The organism is Anaerofustis sp. (genome assembly GCF_019420015.1).
GTDB lineage: Bacteria > Bacillota > Clostridia > Eubacteriales > Anaerofustaceae > Anaerofustis.
The window spans coordinates 163,432-185,643 of record NZ_JAHZIA010000008.1 but is presented as its reverse complement, the minus strand read 5'-3'; the positions used below and the strand labels follow the sequence as shown (position 1 = coordinate 185,643).

Annotated in this window: 21 protein-coding genes; 15 read left to right on the top strand and 6 right to left on the bottom strand. The window is 31.4% G+C overall.

All coding sequences use genetic code 11. The features are described 5' to 3' along the window. Positions 1–5 precede the first annotated feature (5 nt). The 12 genes from QZ357_RS02340 to QZ357_RS02285 all read left to right on the top strand — a co-directional run bounded on the left by QZ357_RS02340 (position 6) and on the right by QZ357_RS02285 (position 11,091). Positions 6–851 carry a PIG-L family deacetylase gene (locus tag QZ357_RS02340; RefSeq protein ID WP_290771367.1) on the top strand — a complete coding sequence of 282 codons (846 nt, stop codon included), beginning with the start codon at positions 6–8 and terminating at the stop codon, positions 849–851. A 242-nt stretch (positions 852–1,093) separates the two neighbouring features. Further along, on the top strand, positions 1,094–1,975 hold the full coding sequence (locus QZ357_RS02335) for a hypothetical protein (RefSeq protein WP_290771364.1): 882 nt from the start codon (positions 1,094–1,096) through the stop codon (positions 1,973–1,975). Between the two features lie 299 nt (positions 1,976–2,274). Further along, complete coding sequence (locus QZ357_RS02330) at positions 2,275–3,411, top strand: ATP phosphoribosyltransferase regulatory subunit (RefSeq protein WP_290771362.1); 1,137 nt, start codon at positions 2,275–2,277, stop codon at positions 3,409–3,411. Position 3,412: 1 nt separating this feature from the next. Then, positions 3,413–4,042: an ATP phosphoribosyltransferase gene (gene hisG, locus QZ357_RS02325; RefSeq protein ID WP_290771360.1), complete on the top strand. Its 630-nt coding sequence runs from the start codon at positions 3,413–3,415 to the stop codon at positions 4,040–4,042. A gap of 4 nt (positions 4,043–4,046) precedes the next feature. Then, a complete protein-coding gene (gene hisD / locus QZ357_RS02320; protein WP_290771358.1) occupies positions 4,047–5,330 on the top strand; it encodes a histidinol dehydrogenase in 1,284 nt (427 codons plus the stop codon). After that, positions 5,330–6,391 (top strand): histidinol-phosphate transaminase, encoded by a 1,062-nt coding sequence (gene hisC, locus QZ357_RS02315; protein ID WP_290771356.1) that lies wholly within the window; start codon positions 5,330–5,332, stop codon positions 6,389–6,391. The genes hisD and hisC overlap by 1 nt, the downstream gene beginning before the upstream one ends. Continuing rightward, positions 6,388–6,966, top strand: a complete 579-nt coding sequence (hisB, locus tag QZ357_RS02310) for an imidazoleglycerol-phosphate dehydratase HisB (RefSeq protein WP_290771354.1) — start codon at positions 6,388–6,390, stop codon at positions 6,964–6,966. Before hisC ends, hisB begins: the two co-directional genes overlap by 4 nt. Next, positions 6,963–7,568, top strand: a complete 606-nt coding sequence (gene hisH, locus QZ357_RS02305; RefSeq protein WP_290771352.1) for an imidazole glycerol phosphate synthase subunit HisH — start codon at positions 6,963–6,965, stop codon at positions 7,566–7,568. The genes hisB and hisH overlap by 4 nt, the downstream gene beginning before the upstream one ends. A gap of 3 nt (positions 7,569–7,571) precedes the next feature. Next, entirely contained in the window at positions 7,572–8,276 is a 705-nt protein-coding gene (gene hisA, locus QZ357_RS02300) for a 1-(5-phosphoribosyl)-5-[(5-phosphoribosylamino)methylideneamino]imidazole-4-carboxamide isomerase (protein ID WP_290771350.1), read from the top strand. Then, positions 8,270–9,025 (top strand): imidazole glycerol phosphate synthase subunit HisF, encoded by a 756-nt coding sequence (hisF, locus tag QZ357_RS02295; protein ID WP_290771348.1) that lies wholly within the window; start codon positions 8,270–8,272, stop codon positions 9,023–9,025. Before hisA ends, hisF begins: the two co-directional genes overlap by 7 nt. 1 nt (position 9,026) lies before the next feature. Continuing rightward, complete coding sequence (gene hisIE, locus QZ357_RS02290; RefSeq protein ID WP_290771346.1) at positions 9,027–9,668, top strand: bifunctional phosphoribosyl-AMP cyclohydrolase/phosphoribosyl-ATP diphosphatase HisIE; 642 nt, start codon at positions 9,027–9,029, stop codon at positions 9,666–9,668. 46 nt (positions 9,669–9,714) lie between these two features. Continuing rightward, positions 9,715–11,091 (top strand): citrate/2-methylcitrate synthase, encoded by a 1,377-nt coding sequence (locus QZ357_RS02285; protein ID WP_290771344.1) that lies wholly within the window; start codon positions 9,715–9,717, stop codon positions 11,089–11,091. Positions 11,092–11,114: 23 nt separating this feature from the next. Here QZ357_RS02285 and QZ357_RS02280 read toward each other — a convergent pair whose 3' ends face one another. Both QZ357_RS02280 and QZ357_RS02275 read right to left on the bottom strand, forming a co-directional pair. Further along, positions 11,115–12,020 (bottom strand): DMT family transporter, encoded by a 906-nt coding sequence (locus QZ357_RS02280; protein ID WP_290771342.1) that lies wholly within the window; start codon positions 12,018–12,020, stop codon positions 11,115–11,117. 63 nt (positions 12,021–12,083) lie between these two features. Continuing rightward, positions 12,084–12,278, bottom strand: coding sequence for a hypothetical protein (locus QZ357_RS02275; protein ID WP_290771340.1), 195 nt, complete (start codon positions 12,276–12,278; stop codon positions 12,084–12,086). A 77-nt stretch (positions 12,279–12,355) separates the two neighbouring features. On the opposite strand from QZ357_RS02275, the gene uvrC reads away from it, so the two are divergent. From uvrC to QZ357_RS02260, 3 genes are all read left to right on the top strand, one after another. After that, positions 12,356–14,224 carry an excinuclease ABC subunit UvrC gene (uvrC, locus tag QZ357_RS02270; RefSeq protein ID WP_290771338.1) on the top strand — a complete coding sequence of 623 codons (1,869 nt, stop codon included), beginning with the start codon at positions 12,356–12,358 and terminating at the stop codon, positions 14,222–14,224. Positions 14,225–14,638: 414 nt separating this feature from the next. After that, entirely contained in the window at positions 14,639–15,241 is a 603-nt protein-coding gene (locus QZ357_RS02265) for a recombinase family protein (protein WP_290771335.1), read from the top strand. Between the two features lie 256 nt (positions 15,242–15,497). After that, positions 15,498–18,200: an immunoglobulin-like domain-containing protein gene (locus QZ357_RS02260; RefSeq protein ID WP_290771333.1), complete on the top strand. Its 2,703-nt coding sequence runs from the start codon at positions 15,498–15,500 to the stop codon at positions 18,198–18,200. A 528-nt stretch (positions 18,201–18,728) separates the two neighbouring features. On the opposite strand, the gene QZ357_RS02255 is transcribed toward QZ357_RS02260, so the two are convergent. From QZ357_RS02255 to QZ357_RS02240, 4 genes are all read right to left on the bottom strand, one after another. Further along, positions 18,729–19,364: a GNAT family N-acetyltransferase gene (locus tag QZ357_RS02255; protein WP_290771331.1), complete on the bottom strand. Its 636-nt coding sequence runs from the start codon at positions 19,362–19,364 to the stop codon at positions 18,729–18,731. Positions 19,365–19,387: 23 nt separating this feature from the next. Continuing rightward, positions 19,388–20,305, bottom strand: coding sequence for a SufD family Fe-S cluster assembly protein (locus QZ357_RS02250; protein WP_290771329.1), 918 nt, complete (start codon positions 20,303–20,305; stop codon positions 19,388–19,390). After that, complete coding sequence (locus QZ357_RS02245) at positions 20,298–21,029, bottom strand: ATP-binding cassette domain-containing protein (RefSeq protein WP_290771327.1); 732 nt, start codon at positions 21,027–21,029, stop codon at positions 20,298–20,300. The genes QZ357_RS02250 and QZ357_RS02245 overlap by 8 nt, the downstream gene beginning before the upstream one ends. Positions 21,030–21,223: 194 nt before the next feature. Then, the gene (locus QZ357_RS02240; RefSeq protein ID WP_290771325.1) at positions 21,224–22,171 is read right to left on the bottom strand and encodes a DMT family transporter; all 948 of its coding nucleotides are present in this window, start codon (positions 22,169–22,171) and stop codon (positions 21,224–21,226) included. Positions 22,172–22,212 lie beyond the last annotated feature (41 nt).

Sequence of the window (22,212 nt, the reverse complement as noted above, 5' to 3'; positions counted from 1 at the left end):
GAATTATGAATAAATCGGTATTTTCTAAAATCGCTACGCTTTTTCTGATTTATATTTTTGTTATTTCTATTTCATTTTGTCTTTTCGACAGTGTGAAGGATAATCCGACAATAAGATATTCTATCAAATCTCTTGCATCAGGATTTGATCATGAAAAAAGAATGTTTTGGGGAAGCGGAAAGCAAAAGAATGAAACGGAAAAAATAAAGTCTCCTTTTTTAAGTAAAAAGGAATTGGATAAATTGGATTTAAAAAATGTTAATAAGTTAATGATTGTTGCTCATCCTGATGATGAAACTCTTTGGGGCGGAGTGCATTTAATTGAGGACGATTATTTAGTCTTATGCCTTACCAACGGTAAAAGCACCGGTAATGTAAGATACTCAGAATTTAACAGTGTTTTAAGAAAGACAAAGGATAAGGGGATTATTTTATCTTATCCGGATGCTTATAAGTTTAAAAGAGTGGACTGGAAAAAAGTCGGTGTATACGAGTATATACAAGAAGATATAAAAACTGTGCTTACATATAAAAAATGGGATGAGGTTGTAACTCATAATCCTGAAGGGGAGTATGGACATATACATCATATATATACAAATAATATAGTTACTGATTTATATAAAGAAAATATAAAAGATAATAAGTTGTATTACTTTACAAAATACTACAATAAAGGTGAGATGTTTAAAGTTCGAGAACACATGGTTTCGCTTCCTGTTGAGTTGTTTGAAGAGAAAATGGATTTGTTGGATTTATATGCTTCGCAGCCCGGAGCATTTGTAAAGTACGGTCAAATGATAAAATATGAGAAATTTATAAATGCTGATGATTTTAAATATTCAATATAAACTTTCTTTTAATAATAAGTTATGTTATAATTAAGTAAAATTAACATTACGGAGGATTATATGAACGCAAAAAAAGCTTTGGTAATCGTGGAAGGCTTGGTTGTTATTGCACTTGCGATTTGGGTATTTTTCTTAAAATAAATATATTTAATAAAATCAGATAGTGTACCTACGGTATATTATCTTTTTTTGTATTAAACGAGTATGAATTAATATTTTTCGATGATGGAGGGAATATAATTATGGTAAAGTTAAAAAGTGTAAACACAAGAACATTTGAATTATTAAAAAAACATTTTTGGAAAATGCTCGGATATGTACTTCTTGTATCTTTAATAAGCATATCTATAAATTATATTAATGCATTTGTTTTTGAATCTTTTGCCGTTAGTATTTTGGGTTATTTAATTGAGCTTTATATATCTACGGTTATGGGTATAGGACTATACAAAATAATGATAAAGGCAGATGATGAAGAAGATTTTGGAGTAAATGATTTATTTTCTTTTGTTCCAAGATTCAAAGAATGTTTGATTGCTTACGGTATACAGTTGATGTTTGCCTTTTTTATAACACTGTTGTTTTCTGTATTTGGGGCGATTTTGTTTATGGGAGATTTAGGCAACCTATATGGCGCCTACCCGTTTATTTCGAATAATTTTATGGCGAGCATGATTTTATCATTAATACCCAAACTTTTGTTTTTTATTATTTTTACTATGATTATTACCATTATTTGTGAAATATTTCCTGTGATGGCTATGTTTTTAGCAGCAAAAGAGGACAAGATGTTTAGTAAAAATCTTTTTACCAATACTTTTTCTCTTGGTGTTAAATTTATTAAGCCTTATTTGCTGTTAAATTTGATATATTTGGGCATATGTATATTAATGATTATTCCGTTTTTTATTTTGTTGGTTATCGGGATTGGGGCAGAGACATTGTTTGGTGCTTTTTTGACTCTGTTTATTACAGTTGCATTTATCTGTGCTTTTATATTTCTTTCGGTGTATTTTTCTCTTGCTATTGTTGTTTTGCTTAACAAATCGTTAAATATTGAAATAGCTAAAAGAGAAGAATTATTTAACGCTCGCAGTAGTATTAATAATGATGAAATTCTTTAATGATACAAATAATTTGATTTTAGGCTTCCAAAAATATTTGGAAGCTTTTATTGTATATATTTTAAGGTTTATTTAAGTTAATAAGTTTAATATGTATTATGAATAAATATAATATTTATTTTATGAATATATTATAAATAAATGGATTGGTTAGAATAATTATTTTATTTGATGTATAAATATTGAACGCATCAGAATAGATTAAATTTTCAGAATTTTTTTTAAATTTTTATTTCTCATATATTTAAAATATGCTATAATAAATTAATTATACTTAACGTGTTTTTCGGGAGGTTTTTATGTTGCAAAAAGAAGACAATACTCAAAAGAAATATGCTTTTATGAAAGATACACTCAGTATGTTATATAAAAAGTATGGCTATGAACAAATTACGATACCGATGTTTATGCCTTACGATTTGTATAAGAAATACGATATAAGCCACAGTAACGAGCAACTTAAGCTTATAGACGGAACAGGTAATATTTTGGTTATAAGACCTGATGCTACATTTCATGTGTTAAAAACCGTGGTAAACATGAAAAACAAAGAAAGCGAAAAATATTTTTATGAATCGAAAGTATTTAGAAACACTTTCAAAGACTATACTTTGGATGAAATAAATCAGACGGGAGTAGAGTGCTTTTTAAAAGAGAGCGATTTGGTTGACAGTGACATAATAGCCCTTGCTTTGAACAGTTTATTTGCTCTTGGAATAAATGACATAAGATTGGATTTATCTCATGCAGATTTTGTTTATGGATTAATAGAAGAAATAGAAGAAATAAAAAAAGACGAAGTTGAAACGGTCCATAAATACATAGAGCAAAAAAACAGTGCGGATCTTATATCCTTTTTGGATAAAAGAAATGTTGATAGAAAGTATAAAGAAAAACTTATTGATATTTGTATGCTTTTCGGCGATTTTGAAGAAGTGATGAATAAGGCAAGAGAAATTGCCATAAATGAAAAGATGAATAATGCCCTTGACAAAATAGAAGGTGTATATGAGCTTTTAAAAATATATAATCTTGAAAAATACGTATACCTTGATTTAGGTTTTACAAATGCCATGCATTATTACAGTGGGATTATGTTTAAAGTATATTCTGTCGATGCAGGCGGAGAAATAATAACTGGTGGCAGGTATGACAGATTGGCAAAAAAATTTGCGGGTAGGAACGGTGCTTGCGGATTCAGTCAAAATTTGGATTTAACTTCACAAATAATAGATGAAAACGAAACTTTCTTTAATGTTGATTATATTGTTTATTGTTGTAATGATGATGCTAAAGACGGTATAGAAATATCAAATAAACTAAGAGATAAAAAATACAATGTATCTTTGGTTATGGGCAAAAACTTTAAAGTTATAAATAAGAAAAATAATAAAGCGTTAAAAGAAAACGAAATACAAAGTTTATTGGGAGAATGAGATGATAAAAATAGCGGTTGCAAAGGGAAGAGTTGCAAAACAGGCGATTAAGTTATTTAATGAATTCGGGATTACTTTTTCGGAATTTGACTTAAACCGAAAGCTTATTTTAAACAGTGATGACAACAGCGTGCAGATGGTATTGGTTAAACCGAGTGATACCCCAATATATGTTGAAAGTGGAGTATGTGACTGCGGTATAGTAGGCAAAGATATTTTACTTGAAGATAATCCTGATGTTTACAGATTATTTCCTTTAAATATAGGTAAATGTAAGATGTGTGTTGCAGGATTTAAAGGTATGGATATAAAAAATATGAAGCAAATTGTTGCTGCATCAAAATTTGTGAATATTGCAAAGGAATATTTTGATGAGCTTGGCATAAAAGCAAAGATTATAAAAATAAACGGTTCAGTTGAGCTTGCTCCGCTTTTAAAAATGTCGGATGTAATAGTTGATATTGTTGAAAGCGGTGTTACTTTAAAAGAAAACGGACTTTGCGTTTTGGAAGAAATATTTGATATTTATTCTGTATTTATAGTAAACAAAGCAAGTTTAAAGATGAAGCATTCTTTATTAAAGCCATTTATAGAAAATTTGCAAAAAGCCAGTGACGGAATGGAGCAGTAAAAATATGAAGATTATAGATTTAAAAGGCAAAAGTGATTTTATAGATACGCTAAGAGATGCTTTAAAAAGACATGACAGTAAGCTGGATGAAGTAGAAAGCATTGTTGAAGATATAATTAAAGAAGTAAAGAAGAATAAAGACAAAGCTTTAATTAAGATGATGAAAGACTTTGATGGAGTAGAGGTAAAGAGTCTTAAGGTAGATAAAAAAGATATAAAAAAAGCTTATGATAATGCCGATAAATATTTTATTAAAGTTCTTGAAGAGAGTAAGGCAAATATAGAAAAATACCATAAAAATCAAAAATATTCTCATTTTGATATTGATGACGGCAATAAAAGGTTGACTCAGAAAATTACACCGATTGAAAGAGTTGGGCTTTATATTCCGGGAGGTAAAAGTCCTTATCCTTCTACAGTTTTGATGAATGCTGTTCCGGCAAAGGTTGCGGGAGTAAAAGAAATCGCTCTTATAACACCTCCGGATAAAAGTGGTAAGGTAAATGAAAATATTCTTGCTGCCGCTTATGTTTGCGGAGTGGATGAGATTTATTTATCAGGTGGTGCTGGTGCTATTTCTGCTCTTGCTTATGGTACTGAAACTATAAAACCCGTATATAAAGTCTGCGGTCCCGGAAATCTTTTTGTAGCGGAGGCTAAAAGAAAGGTTTATGGTGATGTCGACATAGATATGTTGGCAGGACCGAGCGAGGTATTGGTTATTGCGGATGAAAATGCCAATCCTATATATGTTGCGGCTGATTTGCTCTCTCAGGCAGAGCATGACGAAAATGCGGCTTGTATACTAGTTACAACATCATATAGCTTTGCAGAATCGGTTCAAAGGGAAGTTTATAAACAGCTTAAAGAATTGTCAAAAGAAGATATTGCATCTAAATCCATAGAAAACTACGGAATGATTTTTATTGTTGACAATATTGATAAAGCTTTTGATGTTTCCAATGAAATTGCACCGGAGCATTTAGAAATATCATTGGAAAATCCTTTTGAATATGTTGATAATATTAAAAATGCTGGAACCGTATTTATGGGAGAATACACTCCCGAACCTGTCGGTGATTATTTTGCGGGCTCAAATCACACGATACCTACTTCAGGCAAGGCAAAATTTTATTCTCCTCTGTCTGCTTATGATTTTATGAAGAGGACGAGTATAGTGTATTATTCAAAGGAGGAGCTTACAAAGCATAAGGATAAGATAATTGCATTTGCGAATAAAGAAGGTCTCAGCGCTCATGCAAAAGCAATTGAAAGGAGATTTGAATAATGAGCATAAAGGATTTTGTTGTGCCTGCACTTAAAGATTATGAATGCTATAAGGCTGCGGGACAGGATTATAATATTATACTTAATGCTAACGAACATTATGAAAATTTTCTCGGTACAAAATTGCAGGGTGAGTTTATAGAGAAAATGAAAAGTATTAATATAAACCGTTATCCGGATCCTGATGCGAAAAAAATAAGAAAATCTTTTTCGTTGCTTGTAGGAGTTGATGTAAATAAAATAATGGCAACATCAGGGTCTGATGAAGGTATAACCATTATAAATAATACTTTTATGGATAAAGATGATGTAGCGATAAGTTTTGAACCTACATTTTCAATGTATGCACAAGCGGCAATACTTGCAAAAGGGAAATATATCGGATTAAAAAGTGATAAAGAAGATTTGTCTCCCGATATTGATATCCTTATATCAGAAGCAAATAAACATGATGCAAAGATTATATATATATGTACGCCGAATAATCCTACGGGTTATTTATACAAAAAAGAGGATATAAAAAGAGTTATTGAAGGTACGAAATCTTTGGTAGTTATAGACGAAGCATATATTCATTTTGCCGAAGGAGATAATCTTGATTTGCTTGATTACAGTAACCGAGTCATTATTTTGCGAACTCTTTCAAAAGCCTTCAGCGGTGCGGGACTTAGAGTTGGATTTATTTTGGCCGATGAAGAGGTTATAAATTATTTAAATGCAGCGAAAGCTCCTTATAATTTGTCGGCAACTTCGCAAATGGCAGGGGAAGTATTGATAGAAAATCATAAATACATTGAAGATGAAATAAATATAATAAAAAAACAAAGAGAAAGAATAGTAAGTGTTTTAAGAAAATATGATGATATATTTATATTTCCTTTAAATGCGAATTTTATAACCATAAGAACTAAAAAGGCAGATAAACTTTATAAAGCATGTGAAAATAAAAGTATCTCTATTCGTTCATATGGAAGCAGTATTCCAAATACGGTAAGGATATCTGTCGGGAGTGAATATGAAAATACAAAACTTATAGAAGTGATAGAGGAGGTTTTTAAATGAGATCAAGTTATGAACACAGAGTAACAAAAGAAACCGATATTGAGATTAATTTTAATATTGACGGTAATGGTAATGTTTATGCGGATACGGGTGTTGGTTTTTTTAACCATATGATAACTCTTCTTTCAAGTCATTCTAAATTTGATATTGATATTAAAGCCAAAGGTGATTTTGAAGTGGACAATCATCATACCATAGAGGATATCGGTATCGTATTGGGTAAGTGTTTTAGAGAATCAATAGGGGATAAAAGAGGTATTAATAGATATTCAACTTTTTTTGTTCCTATGGATGAAGTTTTGGCAAGGGTTTGTGTTGATATAAGCGGAAGAGGATATCTCGTATATGAAAATCCTTTTACGGTTGAAAGAATAGGAGATTTTGAGACCGAGATATTGGAAGACTTTTTATATGCGTTTTGTATTAATGCAGGCATTAATTTGAATATTAAAGTTTTGGATAAGGGAAATAATCACCATATGTGTGAAGCTATATTTAAAGCGCTGGCAAGAGCTTTAAAGGAGGCAGCTACCATAACGGGAGAAGATGTTCCTTCCAGTAAAGGTGTACTATGATAGGTATAATTGATTATGGGGCAGGAAACCTTAAGAATGTTCGTAATGCTTTGTCGAGATTAGGCTTTGAAAGCATAGTAACCGGAGATATTGATAAATTAAGTAAATGTGACAAACTTATTATTCCCGGTGTAGGAGCATTTGAGGATGGTATGAAGGGGCTTGTTAAAAATAATTTAACAGACTTTTTGCATGAGTGGGTAAAAGAAGGTAAGTATATTCTCGGGATATGCTTGGGAATGCAACTTTTGTTCGATAAAAGCTATGAAATGGGTGAACATAAGGGATTGGGTTTTATTAAAGGAGAGGTTGTTCCTTTTGATATTCCAGGTGAGTATAAAGTTCCTCATATGGGTTGGAATGAGCTTACAATAAACAGAGATGATAATATAGTACACAATGTGAAAAACGGTGAGTATGTATATTTCGTACATTCTTATCATGCCGATAATATGAACGATGAAGATTTGGTTGCATATAGCGATTATTATTATAAAGTTCCGGCGGTAGTAAGGCACGGCAATGTTATAGGAATGCAGTTTCATCCGGAAAAAAGTGATAAAACCGGAGAAAAGTTATTATTAAATTATTTAGGAGAATAGGACATGATAATATTTCCTGCAATAGATATAAGAGACAATAAGTGCGTCAGGCTTTCTCAGGGGGATTATGATAAACAGACGGTTTATTTTGACAACCCTCTTTTAGTTGCGAAAGATTTCGAAGAAAAAGGGGTTGAGTATCTCCATATAGTTGATTTAGATGCTGCATTGTCAGGGAATTTAACTAATTTTGATGTTATAAAAAGTATTATTAAAGATACATCCATGAAAATAGAAGTCGGGGGCGGTATACGAGGCGAAGAACAAATAAAAAAATATGTAGACATAGGTGTGGACAGAGTATCAATAGGAACAAAAGCCGTAAAAGACTTCAAATTCCTAAAAGAAATGAGTGAAAAATATCCTTATAAAATCAGCCTTTCTTTGGATGTGAAGGACGAATATGTATACATAAAAGGCTGGAGTGAAAACAGCGGTATTTTAATATGGGATTATCTCGATAAAATAAAAGATTTGCCTCTTATAAGTATAGTTGTGACAGATATCAAAAAAGACGGTATGTTATCAGGACCGAGTTTTGATTTGTATAAGAAGCTTGGCGTGGAGACTGAGCATAATATTGTTGTTTCCGGTGGGGTATCGTCGGTTTTGGATATAAAAAGGCTTGAAGAAGACGGTACTTATGCTGTTATAGTGGGCAAAGCTTTATACGAAAATAAGTTTAAAGTAGAGGATATAATATGTTAGCAAAAAGAATAATACCTTGTCTTGATGTTGATCACGGAAGGGTTGTAAAAGGTAAAAACTTTGCAAATATAAAAGATGTAGATGATCCTGTTAAGCTCGGCAAAAACTATTCAAAATTAGGTGCGGATGAATTGGTTTTTTATGATATAACCGCATCCAGTGACGAAAGAGATATCTTTATCCATACTGTCGAGAGCATTGCAAGAGAAGTATCCATTCCCTTTACGATAGGAGGGGGAATAAGAACTGTGGAGGATTTCAGAAAAGTTCTTTTGGCCGGGGCTGATAAAGTCAGTGTGAATTCAAGTGCTGTTGTGAATCCTTATATTATAAAGGACGGAGCAAAAAAATTCGGTTCTCAGTGTGTTGTTCTTTCAATTGATGCTAAAAGAAACAATAAAAACAGTTGGGATGTTTATGTTAAAGGCGGCAGAGAAAATACACACATGGATGCTGTAGAATGGGCTATAAAGGGCGAGAAGCTCGGTGCAGGTGAAATTTGTATCAACTCTATAGATACTGACGGAGTGAAAAACGGTTTTGACTTGGATTTGATAAAGACTTTAAATAAGAATCTGTCAATTCCTATAATTGCTTCAGGCGGAGCCGGAGAGAAGAAACATTTTCTCGATGTATTGCAAAGTGGCGCTGATGCCGCACTTGCTGCCAGTGTATTTCATTTTGGAGAAATTGATATAATGGATCTAAAGAAATATTTAAAAGATAACGATGTAGAAATGAGGATATAGTATGAATTTCAAGGATTTTAAATTGAACAGTGACGGGCTCCTTCCCGTTATTGTACAAAATCACAAGACAAAAAAAGTGCTTATGCTTGGATATATGAATGAGGAAGCTTTTAATGAAACTCTTAGCAGCGGGAAAGTGAACTTTTATTCAAGAAGCAGAAAAACTCAGTGGTTAAAAGGAGAAAGCAGTAAAAATTTTCTTAATGTAATAAGTATACAAGTCGATTGTGATAAAGATACTCTTCTTATAAATGCATCTCCTGACGGACCTACATGCCATACAGGAAATGAGAGTTGCTTTTTTAATGATATTGTTAAAGAAGAAAAGGATGAGAGTGCAGAGATTTTATTTAAACTTCAAGATGTAATTTCAAAAAGAAAAGACGGAATACAGAAGTTGGAAAAAATGCCTACGAAATATGAAGGATCATATACTCAGTATCTTTTAATAGAAGGTATCGATAAGATTTGTAAAAAAATAGGCGAAGAAAGTGCCGAAACAATTATAGCGGCAAAAAATAACGATAAAAATGAAATTATAGGTGAAGCAAGCGATTTGATATATCATTTACTTGTTTTGTTAAATGACAGAGGTGTTAATATAGAAGATATATTCAATAAGCTGAATGAACGCCACAGTTAAATGATTTAAATTCAGCTTTAATATGATTAATCAAAGGAGGGCATAGATGAGACATAAAAATACTGAAATTAATTTTTCTGATATTACTCCGGAAATAAAAAATTTGAGTGAGATATGTGTGGATAATTGTTATATAGAAAAAGCCCTGTATACCATACATAACGTAAACCGTGGACTTAGAGATAAAAACGGTGTGGGTGTTCTTACCGGACTTACCGAAATTTCCGATGTTTGTGGAAGTGAAATTGTAAATGGGAAAAAAGTCTCAATGGATGGTTACTTGAGGTATAGAGGTATTCCTATAGAGTCGTTGGTAGACGGGTTTATGGAAGATAATAGGTTCGGGTTTGAAGAAGTTACATATTTGCTTCTTACAGGAAAACTTCCAAATAAGCAAGAATTTGAGTCTTTTAATTCGCAAATAGCAAAATACCGAAGTCTTCCGCCTTCTTTTGTAAGGGATATAATAATGAAATCACCAAGTGTGGATGTAATGAACACGATGGCGAGAAGCGTTCTTACTTTGTATTCATATGATGAAAATCCGGATGATATTTCAATTGCCAATGTATTGAGGCAATGCATACATTTGATTTCTATTTTTCCCATGATAGCAGTATACGGTTATCAATCAAGTATGCATTATAATAACGGGGAAAGTTTATTTATACATTCTCCTAAAGCAGAATTATCTACTGCAGAAAATATTTTACATATGCTGAGACCTGACAGTAAATATACAAAACTGGAAGCTCGTATATTGGATTTGGCTCTTGTATTGCATGCAGAACATGGGGGAGGGAATAATTCTTCTTTTACAATGCACGTTGTTTCTTCTTCGGGAACGGATACATATTCTGCCGTAGCAGCATCTCTGGCATCTCTTAAAGGTCCGAAACACGGAGGAGCTAATGTTAAGGTTGTAAATATGTTTGAAGAAATTAAGGAAAACGTAAAAGACTGGAGCGATGAAGAGGAAGTTTCACGTTATCTAAATAAAATTTTAGATAAAGATGCTTTTGATAGGCAGGGGTTAATTTATGGTGTAGGGCATGGAATATATTCTTCATCGGATCCGAGAGCTTTGATCTTTAAATATTTTGTGGGAAAACTTTCGGAAGAAAAAGGTCTTCAAGATGAATTCAAGCTTTATGAAACTGTGGAGAGGTTAGCACCGGGTATTATTGAAGGAAGAGTAAAAACTTATAAGGATATATGCGCAAACATAGACTTTTACAGCGGATTTGTATATAAAATGTTGGGCATACCGAGAGAATTATTTACTCCTTTATTTGCGATTGCAAGAATTTCCGGTTGGTCTGCTCATAGAATAGAGGAACTTATAAATGCAAGTAAAATTATAAGACCTGCGTATATGAATGTTCAGCCGAAAAGAGAGTATATACCTATAGATAAAAGATAAAAAGATGCATTATTGCATCTTTTTTATTGTTTTTTATCTTTGTAGTAGAAATAACTTCCCAGTAGTATCATAAATATACCTACGGCTTCGACCAATGTAAATTTTTCAGATAAAAAGAAAACTCCGGCAAGTGTTGATACTAATACGGTAATATTATTCATTAGTCCTATACTGATTACGCTTATATTTTTTACGGCATAGTTATTTAAGTAAAATACTCCGATTGTCGCAAGGACTGATAAATATAATATCCCTATAATAAAATCTTTTGTAAGAAGGATACTTATAAAGTCTGTTGTCGGAGATAAGAAAGTAAATATTAAGAATATGATTAAAAATATTGTAAATCCGTAGTATATTTGATAAAAACAAACTTTGTCAATACTTTGGTTTATTTTTGATTGTTGCTTTAATTTTGCTTGATATATTGCTCTTGAAAAAATGGAAAGTATTATGAGAATTGCACCGATTAATGCAAAGTGATAATCGTTATGAGCAGAGGATGAGACACTTGCTATTAATGTTCCTATTATACAGATACCCATAAACAGCGATTGTTTTAAACTTAATCTTTCTTTTAACGTAAAGTAGCTTACAACTACATTTGCTATGGGAATTAGTGCTATAAGAACACTTACCGTTGTAACGGGGCAAAGCATTACTCCTATTGTCTGAAAAGAAAAATTTATTACAGGGTTATAAAATGACAGTTTAAACATATCTTTATTTTTTAATGATAAATCTATTTTTTCTTTTTTAATTTTAAAAATTATCATCATAATGAGCAATGCAATAAAAAACCTCACGCTAAGCACAAAAAAAACATTGTTATTGGACAGTTTTATTAAGTCTTTTATAAATATATATTGCATACCCATGATTAAGCTCATGAGTATGGTTGATAGATAACCTTTTTTTTCATTATTCATAATAATATTATTATATGTAAAATAATAAAAAATATAAAAAAACAGAGATTTTAAAATCTCTGTTTAATCTAACATACTATATGCTATTTTATCCAATTCTTCATTTGTTAAATTTTCATTTATATCTACTTTTTGTATTAGGTCATAAAAAGTACCTTTTAAGAATTTTTTTATAGTGTATCCAAAGAAAACTTTTTTTGTTACGTAAATATCGTATTTATCATTGCTAGCCCTGAGCTCGTTAAATTTATTTTTCATGTCTTACTCCCATTTCTTTAAGTGAATTATATGATATAATAACCAAGAATAAAAATCAATATTTTACAGGTAAAATTATGTTAGAAAAATTCAGTGAAAATTTAAATAATAAAATTAAACTGCTTCCGGAAAACAGCGGTGTTTATCTTATGAAAGATGAAAACGGAACGATTATTTATGTCGGAAAGGCAAAAGTTTTAAAAAACAGGGTAACTCAATATTTCAGAAAAAATTCGAATCATACTCCTAAAGTGTTGAAGATGGTAGAAAATATTGCCGATTTTGAGTATATAATCACAAATAATGAAATGGAAGCTTTAATACTGGAATGTAATTTGATAAAAAAATACAGACCGTACTATAATATTTTGATGCGGGACGATAAGACATATCCTTATATAAAGCTTACATTGAAAGATGAATATCCTAAGCTTTTTGTTACAAGAAAATATATAAATGACGGTAGCAAGTATTTTGGCCCTTATGCAAATGCTACATATGCAAAAAAAGCAGTCAGTACGATAAATGAACTTTATCCCATAGCTATGTGTAAGAAAGAATTGCATAAAGGAGTAAAAAAAGGAAATGTGTGCTTAAACTTTCATATAGGTCAATGTCTTGGTGTTTGTAGGGGGAATGTAGACGTAAAACTTTATAATTCTTACATCAAAGAAATAATAGATATACTTAACGGAAAAACATCAAAAATTGTAGCTGATTTGGAAAATAAAATGAATAGATACAGCGATAACCTGGATTTTGAAAATGCAGGGAAAGTCAGAGATAAAATTTTTGCTATTAAAGGACTTAAAAGTGAACAGAATGTTTCAAATTCCACAGCAGATAACATGGATATTTTAGGGCTTGCAATGGGTGAAGATTTGGCTTGTGTTCAGGTTTACGCTCTCAGAGATAAAAAGATAGTGGGAAGAGAAAGCTATATGCTTAAAGGTCAGAATGAAAAAGATGCATCAGAAGTTCTTTCGGCTTTTGTAAAGCAGTTTTATACCAATACGCCTTTTATTCCTCCTTTGATTTTGGTTGAGAGGGAATTTGATGATATAAAAAACATTCAAAATCTTCTTGCTGATTTGAAGTCGGCAAAGGTGGAAATTAAGGTTCCCCAAAGAGGCGAAAAGAGAAAGCTTTTAAAACTTGCCACAGATAATGCCAATTTGAATCTTGAGAACACTATAGGGAAAGAAAAGCAAAGAATTTTGATGGAGAAAAAAGCTGTTGAGGAAATAAACGGATATGCCAATATTTCAAAAGAGGGAAGTTACAGATATGAAGCCTATGATATTTCCAATACATCAGGAGTTGACAGTGTAGGTGTAATGATTGTATTTGAAGGGGCGAAAAAGAATAATAAGGCATATAGGAAGTTTAGGATAAAATCGGTAGAAGGACCTAATGATTACGGAAGTATGGTTGAGGTTGTTTTCAGACGTTTAAACAGGGCAAAAAAAGAGCTTGATGAACATGAAGATAATCCAAGATTTCTTCCTCTTCCCGATATTATATTTGTTGACGGTGGTATCGGTCATGTTAACGCAGTTAGGAATGTTGTTAGTACATTCGGGTTTAATATAAAAGTGTTGGGGCTTGGGAAAAACAACAAACATAAGTTGAAAGAAGTTGTAAAAAATAATGAGGAATCAAAGAATATAAAAGAATTTGAATATGCACAAAAACTTCTTAACGACATAAGTGAAGAGGTGCACAGATATGCGATTGATTATCATAAAAACTTAAGAAGTAAAAGTTTTTTAAAAACAACCCTTGAGGAAATTGACGGTATAGGGAAAGTCAAATGCAGAAATTTGTTAATGCATTTTAAAAATATGGAGGACTTAAAAAAAGCTTCTATTGAAGAAATTTCAAAAGTAGATGGGATGAATGAAGCGTTAGCGAAAAAAGTAAAAGAATATTTGAGTAATGATTAAGTATTATGATAAAAAAGTTTTATTTTACTTATTTGAGTTATTGATATTGATTGAAATAAAAAGATTATGAACTACTTATACAAAATATGTATAATGGATAAAATAAGTTATTTGATTTTATGGGAGTTGATAAGTGTTGTTTTGGGGGTTATTGGGGTGATATTTGCTTTGTTAAATAATATCTTTTATTTTATAAGAATAAGATTGATTGGGGTTTGTATATTATAATTTATTAATAATAGGATATGTTAAACTTAGAAAAATAAATAGGCTATTTAGATGGATTTTGGTAGAAATTAACAAAGTTGAAGTATATAAAAAAGTTATATTAATTAAAGCATTTTACTTATATGGTAAAATGCTTTTTATTTATGATAATTTTATATATAAATATAAAGGGAGAGATGATAAAAAATGGCAAATATTTATGGTTATGTACGGGTTTCAAGTATAGATCAAAACGAGCAACGTCAAATTGTTGCATTAAAACAAAAGAATGTACTTTGTAAAAATATTTATGTAGATAAACAGTCTGGGAAAAATTTTGAACGTCCTCAATACAAAAAACTCGTAAGAAATTTAAAACAAGGTGATTTATTATATATACTTAGTATTGATCGTCTAGGTAGGAATTACATTGAAATACAGGAACAATGGAAAATATTGACAAAAGAAAAAAAAGTTGATATTTGTGTGATAGATATGCCCTTATTAGATACAAGAAACGGAAAAGATTTGATGGGGCTCTTTATTGCAGACCTTATATTGCAAATACTATCATATGTGGCTCAGGTAGAACGGGAAAATATAAAAAAACGGCAAGCAGAGGGAATACGGATTGCAAAGGAAAGAGGCGTACGCCTCGGACGACCACCCATTCCAATTCCAAAAGAATTTAAAGAAATCTATAAATTATGGAAAGAAAATAAAATAAGTAAACGTAAAGGAGCGATGATGTTACATACAAACCATAATACTTTTTCTAATTGGATAAAAAAACATGAAGAAAATCATTAAGAAAACAGTATTTTATGTAATTAAAAGTAGACATTTGTTGTCATATAAAGTAGACATTTTTTACCAGTAGTGATAAAATTATATAATATAAGAATATTATATATTTATTATTGAAAATTAAAAAAACATACTAAATTATATAAATTTTTCAATAAAATATTTTTTGATTTACTGGTAAAAAATGTCTGCTTTTTTTACCATTTTGTTTATCTCTTAATATACAGTGTGTAAAAATTAATAAGGAGGAAATATAAACATGAACTTAATTAAGAGGTTAATGGTATGTTTGCTTGTATCTGCTATGGTATTAAGTTTGATACCTCAAAATGCATTAGCCAAAGATGAAAAAGCGTCTTCTTTACAGTATGAAGTTATACAAGAAATCAGTGAAAATAAATCAGAATCAATGATTTCTTTAAAATTTACAGAAACTGAAAAGGTAAAATTGGAAAAAATAACATTGCCGGACGGTACAGAGAAAACAGAAGATTTATTGAATGTTACTTATACTGTATTTGAAAATGGCATATATGATTTTAAGGTAAACTATTCTATGGACGGTATAGAACAGGACGAAGCAATATCTGTGGAAGTATCTGAAATAAATGAAAAGATTTCAGGAGAAGAAACTGTAACTGTAAAGGAAAGTAACCAGAAATCTTCCTTGCATGTAAAGAATAAGGCTAATATATCTTCAAAAAAAACAATTGAGGCTAATTCTTGGAATGAGTTAAAAACAGTTATTGAAAGTGCATCTACCAATGAAACTGTTTTAATCAGCGGAAAAATTGAGAAAAGTTCAACAGATAGTAGAATTGAGATTCCGAGTGGCGTAAAAATTACTTTAGTAGGAACAGATGTAACATTTCTTCGTCCATCAAAATCAGATGTAGGTGAGTTTTATGTTGGTGATAATTCTCAATTAATATTGCAGGGAAATTATATAATCGAAGCTAAAAATTATGAGCAAGGAAAAGGTACATTGGCACATGCAAATTTTGTTGAAGTTAGCGAAAAAGGGACTTTTTCATTAGATGGAATTTTGAAAGCCAATACTTCAGATGGTTTTTTTAATGGTCAATATGGGGTAAAGGGTTTAATATATTGTAAAGGTAATATGTATATATCAAATAAATCATCCGTATCGGGATGGACTATATATGATACAACATCTATGTCAGATAGTAGAAATGCTGCTGTTGTTCTTGATGGAGCAAGTGCCAATCTTATTATGGATGGGGGAGAAATCACCGGAAACTATAATATAGGATCAAACGGAGTCGCCGGAGCGGCGGTTCAAGTTCATGATGGAGCCTCTTTTACTATGAATGATGGAAGTATTCATGATAACGGAATTATTGATAATCCTAAAAATAATGTGCATTACGGTTCAGGGGTTTTTGTTTGCGGAGGAAACAGTTCATTTAATATGAAAGGCGGTACAATCAAAAATAATAACGGTATGGTTGGAGCTGGAGTATATGTTTATGGCTCAAAAAACACAAAAGCTTATTTGGATATGACAGGTGGTAAAATTGACTATAACAACATTACAAACTTAGGGAAATATGGTTGTAATGGAGGTGGTATCTATGCAAAATATGCCGATGTCAAAATTGTAGGAAAAGAAACTGAAAAAATAAGTATTTCAAACAACGGAACAACTGATTTTGGTACTTCATATAATTCTGTACAAAGCAGCGGCGGTGGTATTTATGTAGAACAATGTACGGTAAATTTAAATAATATTATTATTGATAATAACACTGCTTGTGGAAACAATGCGCAAGGAGGAGCCGGTATTTGGACAGAAGATAGTGATGTTACCATTAATAGTGGAAGTATTTCAAATAATCAAGGTGGGAAACATAATCAAAATGTATATGGCGGTGCATTAAGAGTCGAAGGATCTGGAACTGTTACAGTAGAAAATGTTACATTTGATAATAATCGTGTTTCTCCTGAGTCAGATTATCAATGGAATATTGGATATGGTGGTGCAATCATGATGAATGGAGAAGATACTCTTAACATTAAAGACTGTATCATTAAAAATAATCAAGCAAGCGGTTCTGGCGGTGGAATATATGCAAATCAAGGTTTGACAGAGATACGGGGTCGAACGGTTATTAAAAATAATATTTGTAACAATAATAGAACAGAATGGAAAAGCTATCTTGGCGAAGGTATTTGTATTACTTCAGTTGCTACAGTAAAGCTTTATGATCAAGTAATGATAGATAAAAGCAATACGGTAGGTTTAGAAGCTGATAAAAATGGTGTAGGAGTTATTACCATGTCAAATTCATATACCGGGATAGATAAAGAACATCCGGTATCCATTGAAAGTATGGAGCAAGAGGTAGAACAGCTTCCATCTGATAAAGGAACTCCGTTAGTTGTTTTTTTGGATGTCGCTGGTGGTGAAAAGGGTGCGGAATATGCAGATGAAAATAATCATTTTATTGTAAGTTCCTATATGTCGTCCTCGTTGCATATCGGGCAGAGTATAGAAAATAAAAATATTTTGACATATGTTGCAAATCGTTTACCTGTAATTCATGCAGAAGATAAGACCTTGTTTGTTGGAGATAAGTTTAATCCATATGAAGGTGTGAGTGCAGAAGATGCAGAAGATGGAGATCTTACAAAAGAAATCGAAATCTTGAAAAACGAAGTAAACACTGATAAAGCCGGAGTTTACGAAGTTGTATATAAAGTAACAGATAGTCAAGGGGCGTCCGAGACAAAAACAATTAAAGTGACTGTTAAAGGAGAAGATACATCCAGTGTTCCTAATAAACCCAATAACCATGGTAGTGACAAATCCTCAAATACAGAAATAATAAAAACGGGTGATCATAATTACATTAGATTATATACATTATTATTTGTTATGAGCATAGCCGGTATTGTTATTTTAACTGTATGGAATAAAAAAGAAAATATCAAAAAATAAAGATTTTTTCATATTGTTATTGTATATATAGTGTTTTGTTTGTGAGTGTTAAGGGTTATAATTGTTATCTGTTTTATAATGGGTATATAAACGAATATTTTTTTATAATATACGAACAGTGTTATATAAGAAGTGTTTATTTTACAAATATAAAATTTGGTTAAAAATATGAAAGGTAGTTGATCTTAAGTAAGACTTTGATTACCTTTCTTTTTTTGTTTTATGAGTATTTATAATTAAAATATGATAGTTATATTTCATTTATAAAAATTTAATAATTAAGCTTATAAGAAAATAATGAGGAAATATAATGTATAAGGTATATATTAAATATAATTTGTTATATTTTCATACAAAAGGAAATAGTTATGAAATTGCTTATTTAAAATGTATGGAATATATATTTATGATATTTGTTGCTTTACAAATTTTTTCTATATATTAACAATTTATTTGTATTATATCTACAGTTATTTAAAAAGACACCTTAAGTGTATGTATGGTGTCTTTTTAGATTATATTTATTATCTACTCTATAAAGGATTGTGAATGTATGTAAAATTCTTCTTGGCTTGTACGATATTCTTTTTCTATTTTTTCAAAGTTCATATCGAATTTTTCTGCATCTTCCTCTTTGATATTCATAACCGGACTGTCTTTATAAATCCATTTTTGTCCGCTTAGTACATCTTTATTTAATTCTTTTACAAGCATTGCCGAAGGGAACCTCCCATTTTCTAAGCATACGTTATATTTTTTACAGCTCTTGAAGCCTCTACTTACATAGTTTCCCGGGTTGCCAAATATTACTATGGTATCGTATCCGAGTTCTTTTGCTTCTTTAAAAGAATGCTCCAATAATATCTTCCCATACCCCATTCTTTGGTATTTGGGTAATATTGAAACGGGTCCGAAAGTAAGTATTTCTTTTTCTTCGTTATTTTCGTTGGTAAGCTTTGCCTTTGTATACATTACGTTTCCTATTACTTGCCCATCTTTTTCTATAACAAAATCCAACTCTGGTATGAAATCTTTGTGTGAACGCATAATATGAACCAAATAATGTTCTACACATCCGGGAATGTATAAATTATAGAAAGCTTTACGAGTAATTTCTTCGACTGTTTTATAATCACTTTCTTTTTCATTTCTTACTTTAATCATTTTATTTGTTCCTTTGATATTTGTTATTTTAAAAATCCTGAAATAATTTTTTCTTCAGCTTCTTCTTGAGTTAATCCCAAGCTTTGTAATTTTAATATTTGTTCTCCTGCGATTTTTCCTATCGCTGCTTCATGTATAAGTTCTGCATCAAGATTGCCGGCAATAAGAGAAGGGGATGCTGCGACCCTACCGTTTCCGACAAGTATGGCATCACATTCCGAGTGACCTTTGCACTTAGCTTCGCCGTTTATGGTAGAATTGAATTCTTGGTAAGAATTTCCTTTTGCTACCGATCTTGATATAAGGTCCGCCGCCGAATCTTCTCCTTTTAATAATACTTCGAAGTCAGTTCTGGCTGTTTCGTCATTATCTGTCATAATACGTTCTCTTACAAGGAGTTTTGCTCCTTCTTCTACTATTCCGCTTGTTTTACGTATTGTGCTATCCACTCCTCTTAACTGTATTGTGTCCATTTCGAGTGTTGAACCTTTTTTTAGATGTACATCTGTTACCGGGTCTATTCTTTTCTTCCCTTTACCTTTTCCTGTAGCAATGTGTTTTTCTTCATATAGAACATGAGAATTTTCTTCTAAGAAAAATCTATGTATTCCGTTGTGTCTTACATCGTGCCCGTCATCTGTATGAACACCGCATCCCGCAACTATGGTTACATCTGCATTTTCTCCGACATAAAAATCGTTATAAACAAGGTCGTCAATATTTCCGTGGGTTACACATGCCGGTATATATACTTTTTCATTTTTAGTGTTTGGTTTGATATGAATTATTAGTCCAGGACCGTCTTCTTTTGATTCTATCTTTATATTTTTACTTGATTGTCTTCCTGCACATTGTCCGTCTTCTCTGATATTATAAGCACCTTCAAATTTACCTTTGAATCCCGAAACGGTTTTAAGAATTTTTTCTGTTGTTTTATTCATTGTCTGCTACCTCCTTTTCTTTGGGGCACATATTACCTCTTTCTTCTTTAAATAACGTAGGCAGTATGTCTTCTTTTGTACCTCTGGCTCTTACTTTCCCATCGGATATAACAATGATTTCATCTGCAATTGATAATATTCTTTCTTGATGAGATATAATCATCAAAGTTTCTTTTGTATGTTTTCTTAACATCTCAAATGTTTCAACAAGTTTTGAGAAACTCCACAAGTCGATTCCCGCTTCAGGTTCGTCAAAGATGAAAAGTTTTGCGTCTCTCGCAAGTACTCCTGCTATTTCTATTCTTTTACTTTCTCCTCCTGAGAGGGAATCGTTTAATTCTCTGTTTATATATTCTTCTGCGCAAAGTCCGACTTTACTTAAGAGGGCACAGGCTTGTCCTTCATCCAGTTCTTTTCCCGCAGATAATTTAAGCATGTCTCTTACGGTAAGACCCTTAAATTTAACAGGATGTTGAAATGCATATGCAATGCCTTTTTTTGCCCTTGTCGTGATATCTGCTTTTGTAATATCTTCACCGTCAAGTATTATTTTTCCGTCACTTACTTCTTTAATACCTGCGATTAACTTTGCAAGGCTTGTTTTTCCTCCGCCGTTTGGACCTGTAACTACTATTAATTTTCCATCTTCTATTTCAAGGTCTATGTCTTTTATGATACTTTGTCCGTCTTCTGTATTCCATTTTACGTGTTCCAGCTTTAACATTTTTTTCTCCTTTTATTATCTATAATTTGATATTTTCTTTTTGTTTTAACTTTGTAGAGTATTGTTTTATGGTATGTTTTTATCTTTACAAAGTCTTTTATATAATAGAAAAATCTATATGATTTTTTATGTTCTTTTCGTAAGTAGTATATCATACATTATAAAATAAGGGAAGAATATTTCCTACTAAATTACTATTCTTTTCTTTTTGCAGGGTATCGGTTATCTTTGTTTACAAGATATATGCCTATACAAACCATTATTAATGATATTATTCCCATTACGTTAAATACGCTTCCTTCTTTTAGCAATATAGCAGATAATATTACTCCGCATATTGGATTTAGAAAACCGTATATTGCTACTTTCCCAACCGGATTGTATTTTAAAAGTATTGCCCATAATGAATATGCTATTGCCGAAATAAAAGCCATATAGATAAGAAGCAATATCGCATTTAAGGAATACGCTTCTATTCTGCCTCCCGATAAAAAGCCTATAATTACCATTATTATTCCTCCGAGCATAAACTGATAAGCGCTTAGTATGATTGGTAATTCTTTTTTTGAATATTCTTTAATCAGTATGGAAGAAATTGCGTAGAATAAGGCTGATAAAAATATAAGTCCTTCACCGCTGAATTTCATGTTTAAATCAATTGTATTTCCGCTTAAATTGATTATTACCACCCCGATAAATCCTATGATGCACCCAGTCAATTTTTGTAATGTCAGTTTTTCGTGTTTTAAGATGAGAGCAGGTATAAGTATTGCTAAAAATACGTTTGAAGCTTCAATTATAGATGCTTTTGTCCCTGTGGTATTGGCAAGTCCTACATAAAAGCATACATATTGAAGTACTGTTTGCACCATTGATAATTTTAATATTGATTTGTAAGAGGATTTTTTTGGAATGAGAATTCTTTTAGAAAATACACAGCCGATAATTAAAGCGAGAATTCCGGCAAGAGTAAATCTGTAGCCGGCAAAAAGCATTTGTGATGCCGTATCATTTTCTGCTATATGGAATAATGTATATCCTATTTTTATTGACGGAAATGCACTTCCCCATAATATACAGCATATACAGGCAAGCAAACATATTACGATAGGTTTGTTCAGTATATTGTTGTTTTCTCTCATTGTGTTACAGTCTCCTTGTTTCAAGTAAAAAAGCCCTTTTG

What these genes read in the sequence shown, in the direction of transcription:
- QZ357_RS02340 (WP_290771367.1), top strand. Translation starts at nt 6, where the DNA reads ATGAATAAATCGGTATTTTCTAAAATCGCTACGCTTTTTCTGATTTAT.
- QZ357_RS02335 (WP_290771364.1), top strand. Translation starts at nt 1,094, where the DNA reads ATGGTAAAGTTAAAAAGTGTAAACACAAGAACATTTGAATTATTAAAA.
- QZ357_RS02330 (WP_290771362.1), top strand. Translation starts at nt 2,275, where the DNA reads ATGTTGCAAAAAGAAGACAATACTCAAAAGAAATATGCTTTTATGAAA.
- hisG (WP_290771360.1), top strand. Translation starts at nt 3,413, where the DNA reads ATGATAAAAATAGCGGTTGCAAAGGGAAGAGTTGCAAAACAGGCGATT.
- hisD (WP_290771358.1), top strand. Translation starts at nt 4,047, where the DNA reads ATGAAGATTATAGATTTAAAAGGCAAAAGTGATTTTATAGATACGCTA.
- hisC (WP_290771356.1), top strand. Translation starts at nt 5,330, where the DNA reads ATGAGCATAAAGGATTTTGTTGTGCCTGCACTTAAAGATTATGAATGC.
- hisB (WP_290771354.1), top strand. Translation starts at nt 6,388, where the DNA reads ATGAGATCAAGTTATGAACACAGAGTAACAAAAGAAACCGATATTGAG.
- hisH (WP_290771352.1), top strand. Translation starts at nt 6,963, where the DNA reads ATGATAGGTATAATTGATTATGGGGCAGGAAACCTTAAGAATGTTCGT.
- hisA (WP_290771350.1), top strand. Translation starts at nt 7,572, where the DNA reads ATGATAATATTTCCTGCAATAGATATAAGAGACAATAAGTGCGTCAGG.
- hisF (WP_290771348.1), top strand. Translation starts at nt 8,270, where the DNA reads ATGTTAGCAAAAAGAATAATACCTTGTCTTGATGTTGATCACGGAAGG.
- hisIE (WP_290771346.1), top strand. Translation starts at nt 9,027, where the DNA reads ATGAATTTCAAGGATTTTAAATTGAACAGTGACGGGCTCCTTCCCGTT.
- QZ357_RS02285 (WP_290771344.1), top strand. Translation starts at nt 9,715, where the DNA reads ATGAGACATAAAAATACTGAAATTAATTTTTCTGATATTACTCCGGAA.
- QZ357_RS02280 (WP_290771342.1), bottom strand. Translation starts at nt 12,020, where the DNA reads ATGAATAATGAAAAAAAAGGTTATCTATCAACCATACTCATGAGCTTA.
- QZ357_RS02275 (WP_290771340.1), bottom strand. Translation starts at nt 12,278, where the DNA reads ATGAAAAATAAATTTAACGAGCTCAGGGCTAGCAATGATAAATACGAT.
- uvrC (WP_290771338.1), top strand. Translation starts at nt 12,356, where the DNA reads ATGTTAGAAAAATTCAGTGAAAATTTAAATAATAAAATTAAACTGCTT.
- QZ357_RS02265 (WP_290771335.1), top strand. Translation starts at nt 14,639, where the DNA reads ATGGCAAATATTTATGGTTATGTACGGGTTTCAAGTATAGATCAAAAC.
- QZ357_RS02260 (WP_290771333.1), top strand. Translation starts at nt 15,498, where the DNA reads ATGAACTTAATTAAGAGGTTAATGGTATGTTTGCTTGTATCTGCTATG.
- QZ357_RS02255 (WP_290771331.1), bottom strand. Translation starts at nt 19,364, where the DNA reads ATGATTAAAGTAAGAAATGAAAAAGAAAGTGATTATAAAACAGTCGAA.
- QZ357_RS02250 (WP_290771329.1), bottom strand. Translation starts at nt 20,305, where the DNA reads ATGAATAAAACAACAGAAAAAATTCTTAAAACCGTTTCGGGATTCAAA.
- QZ357_RS02245 (WP_290771327.1), bottom strand. Translation starts at nt 21,029, where the DNA reads ATGTTAAAGCTGGAACACGTAAAATGGAATACAGAAGACGGACAAAGT.
- QZ357_RS02240 (WP_290771325.1), bottom strand. Translation starts at nt 22,171, where the DNA reads ATGAGAGAAAACAACAATATACTGAACAAACCTATCGTAATATGTTTG.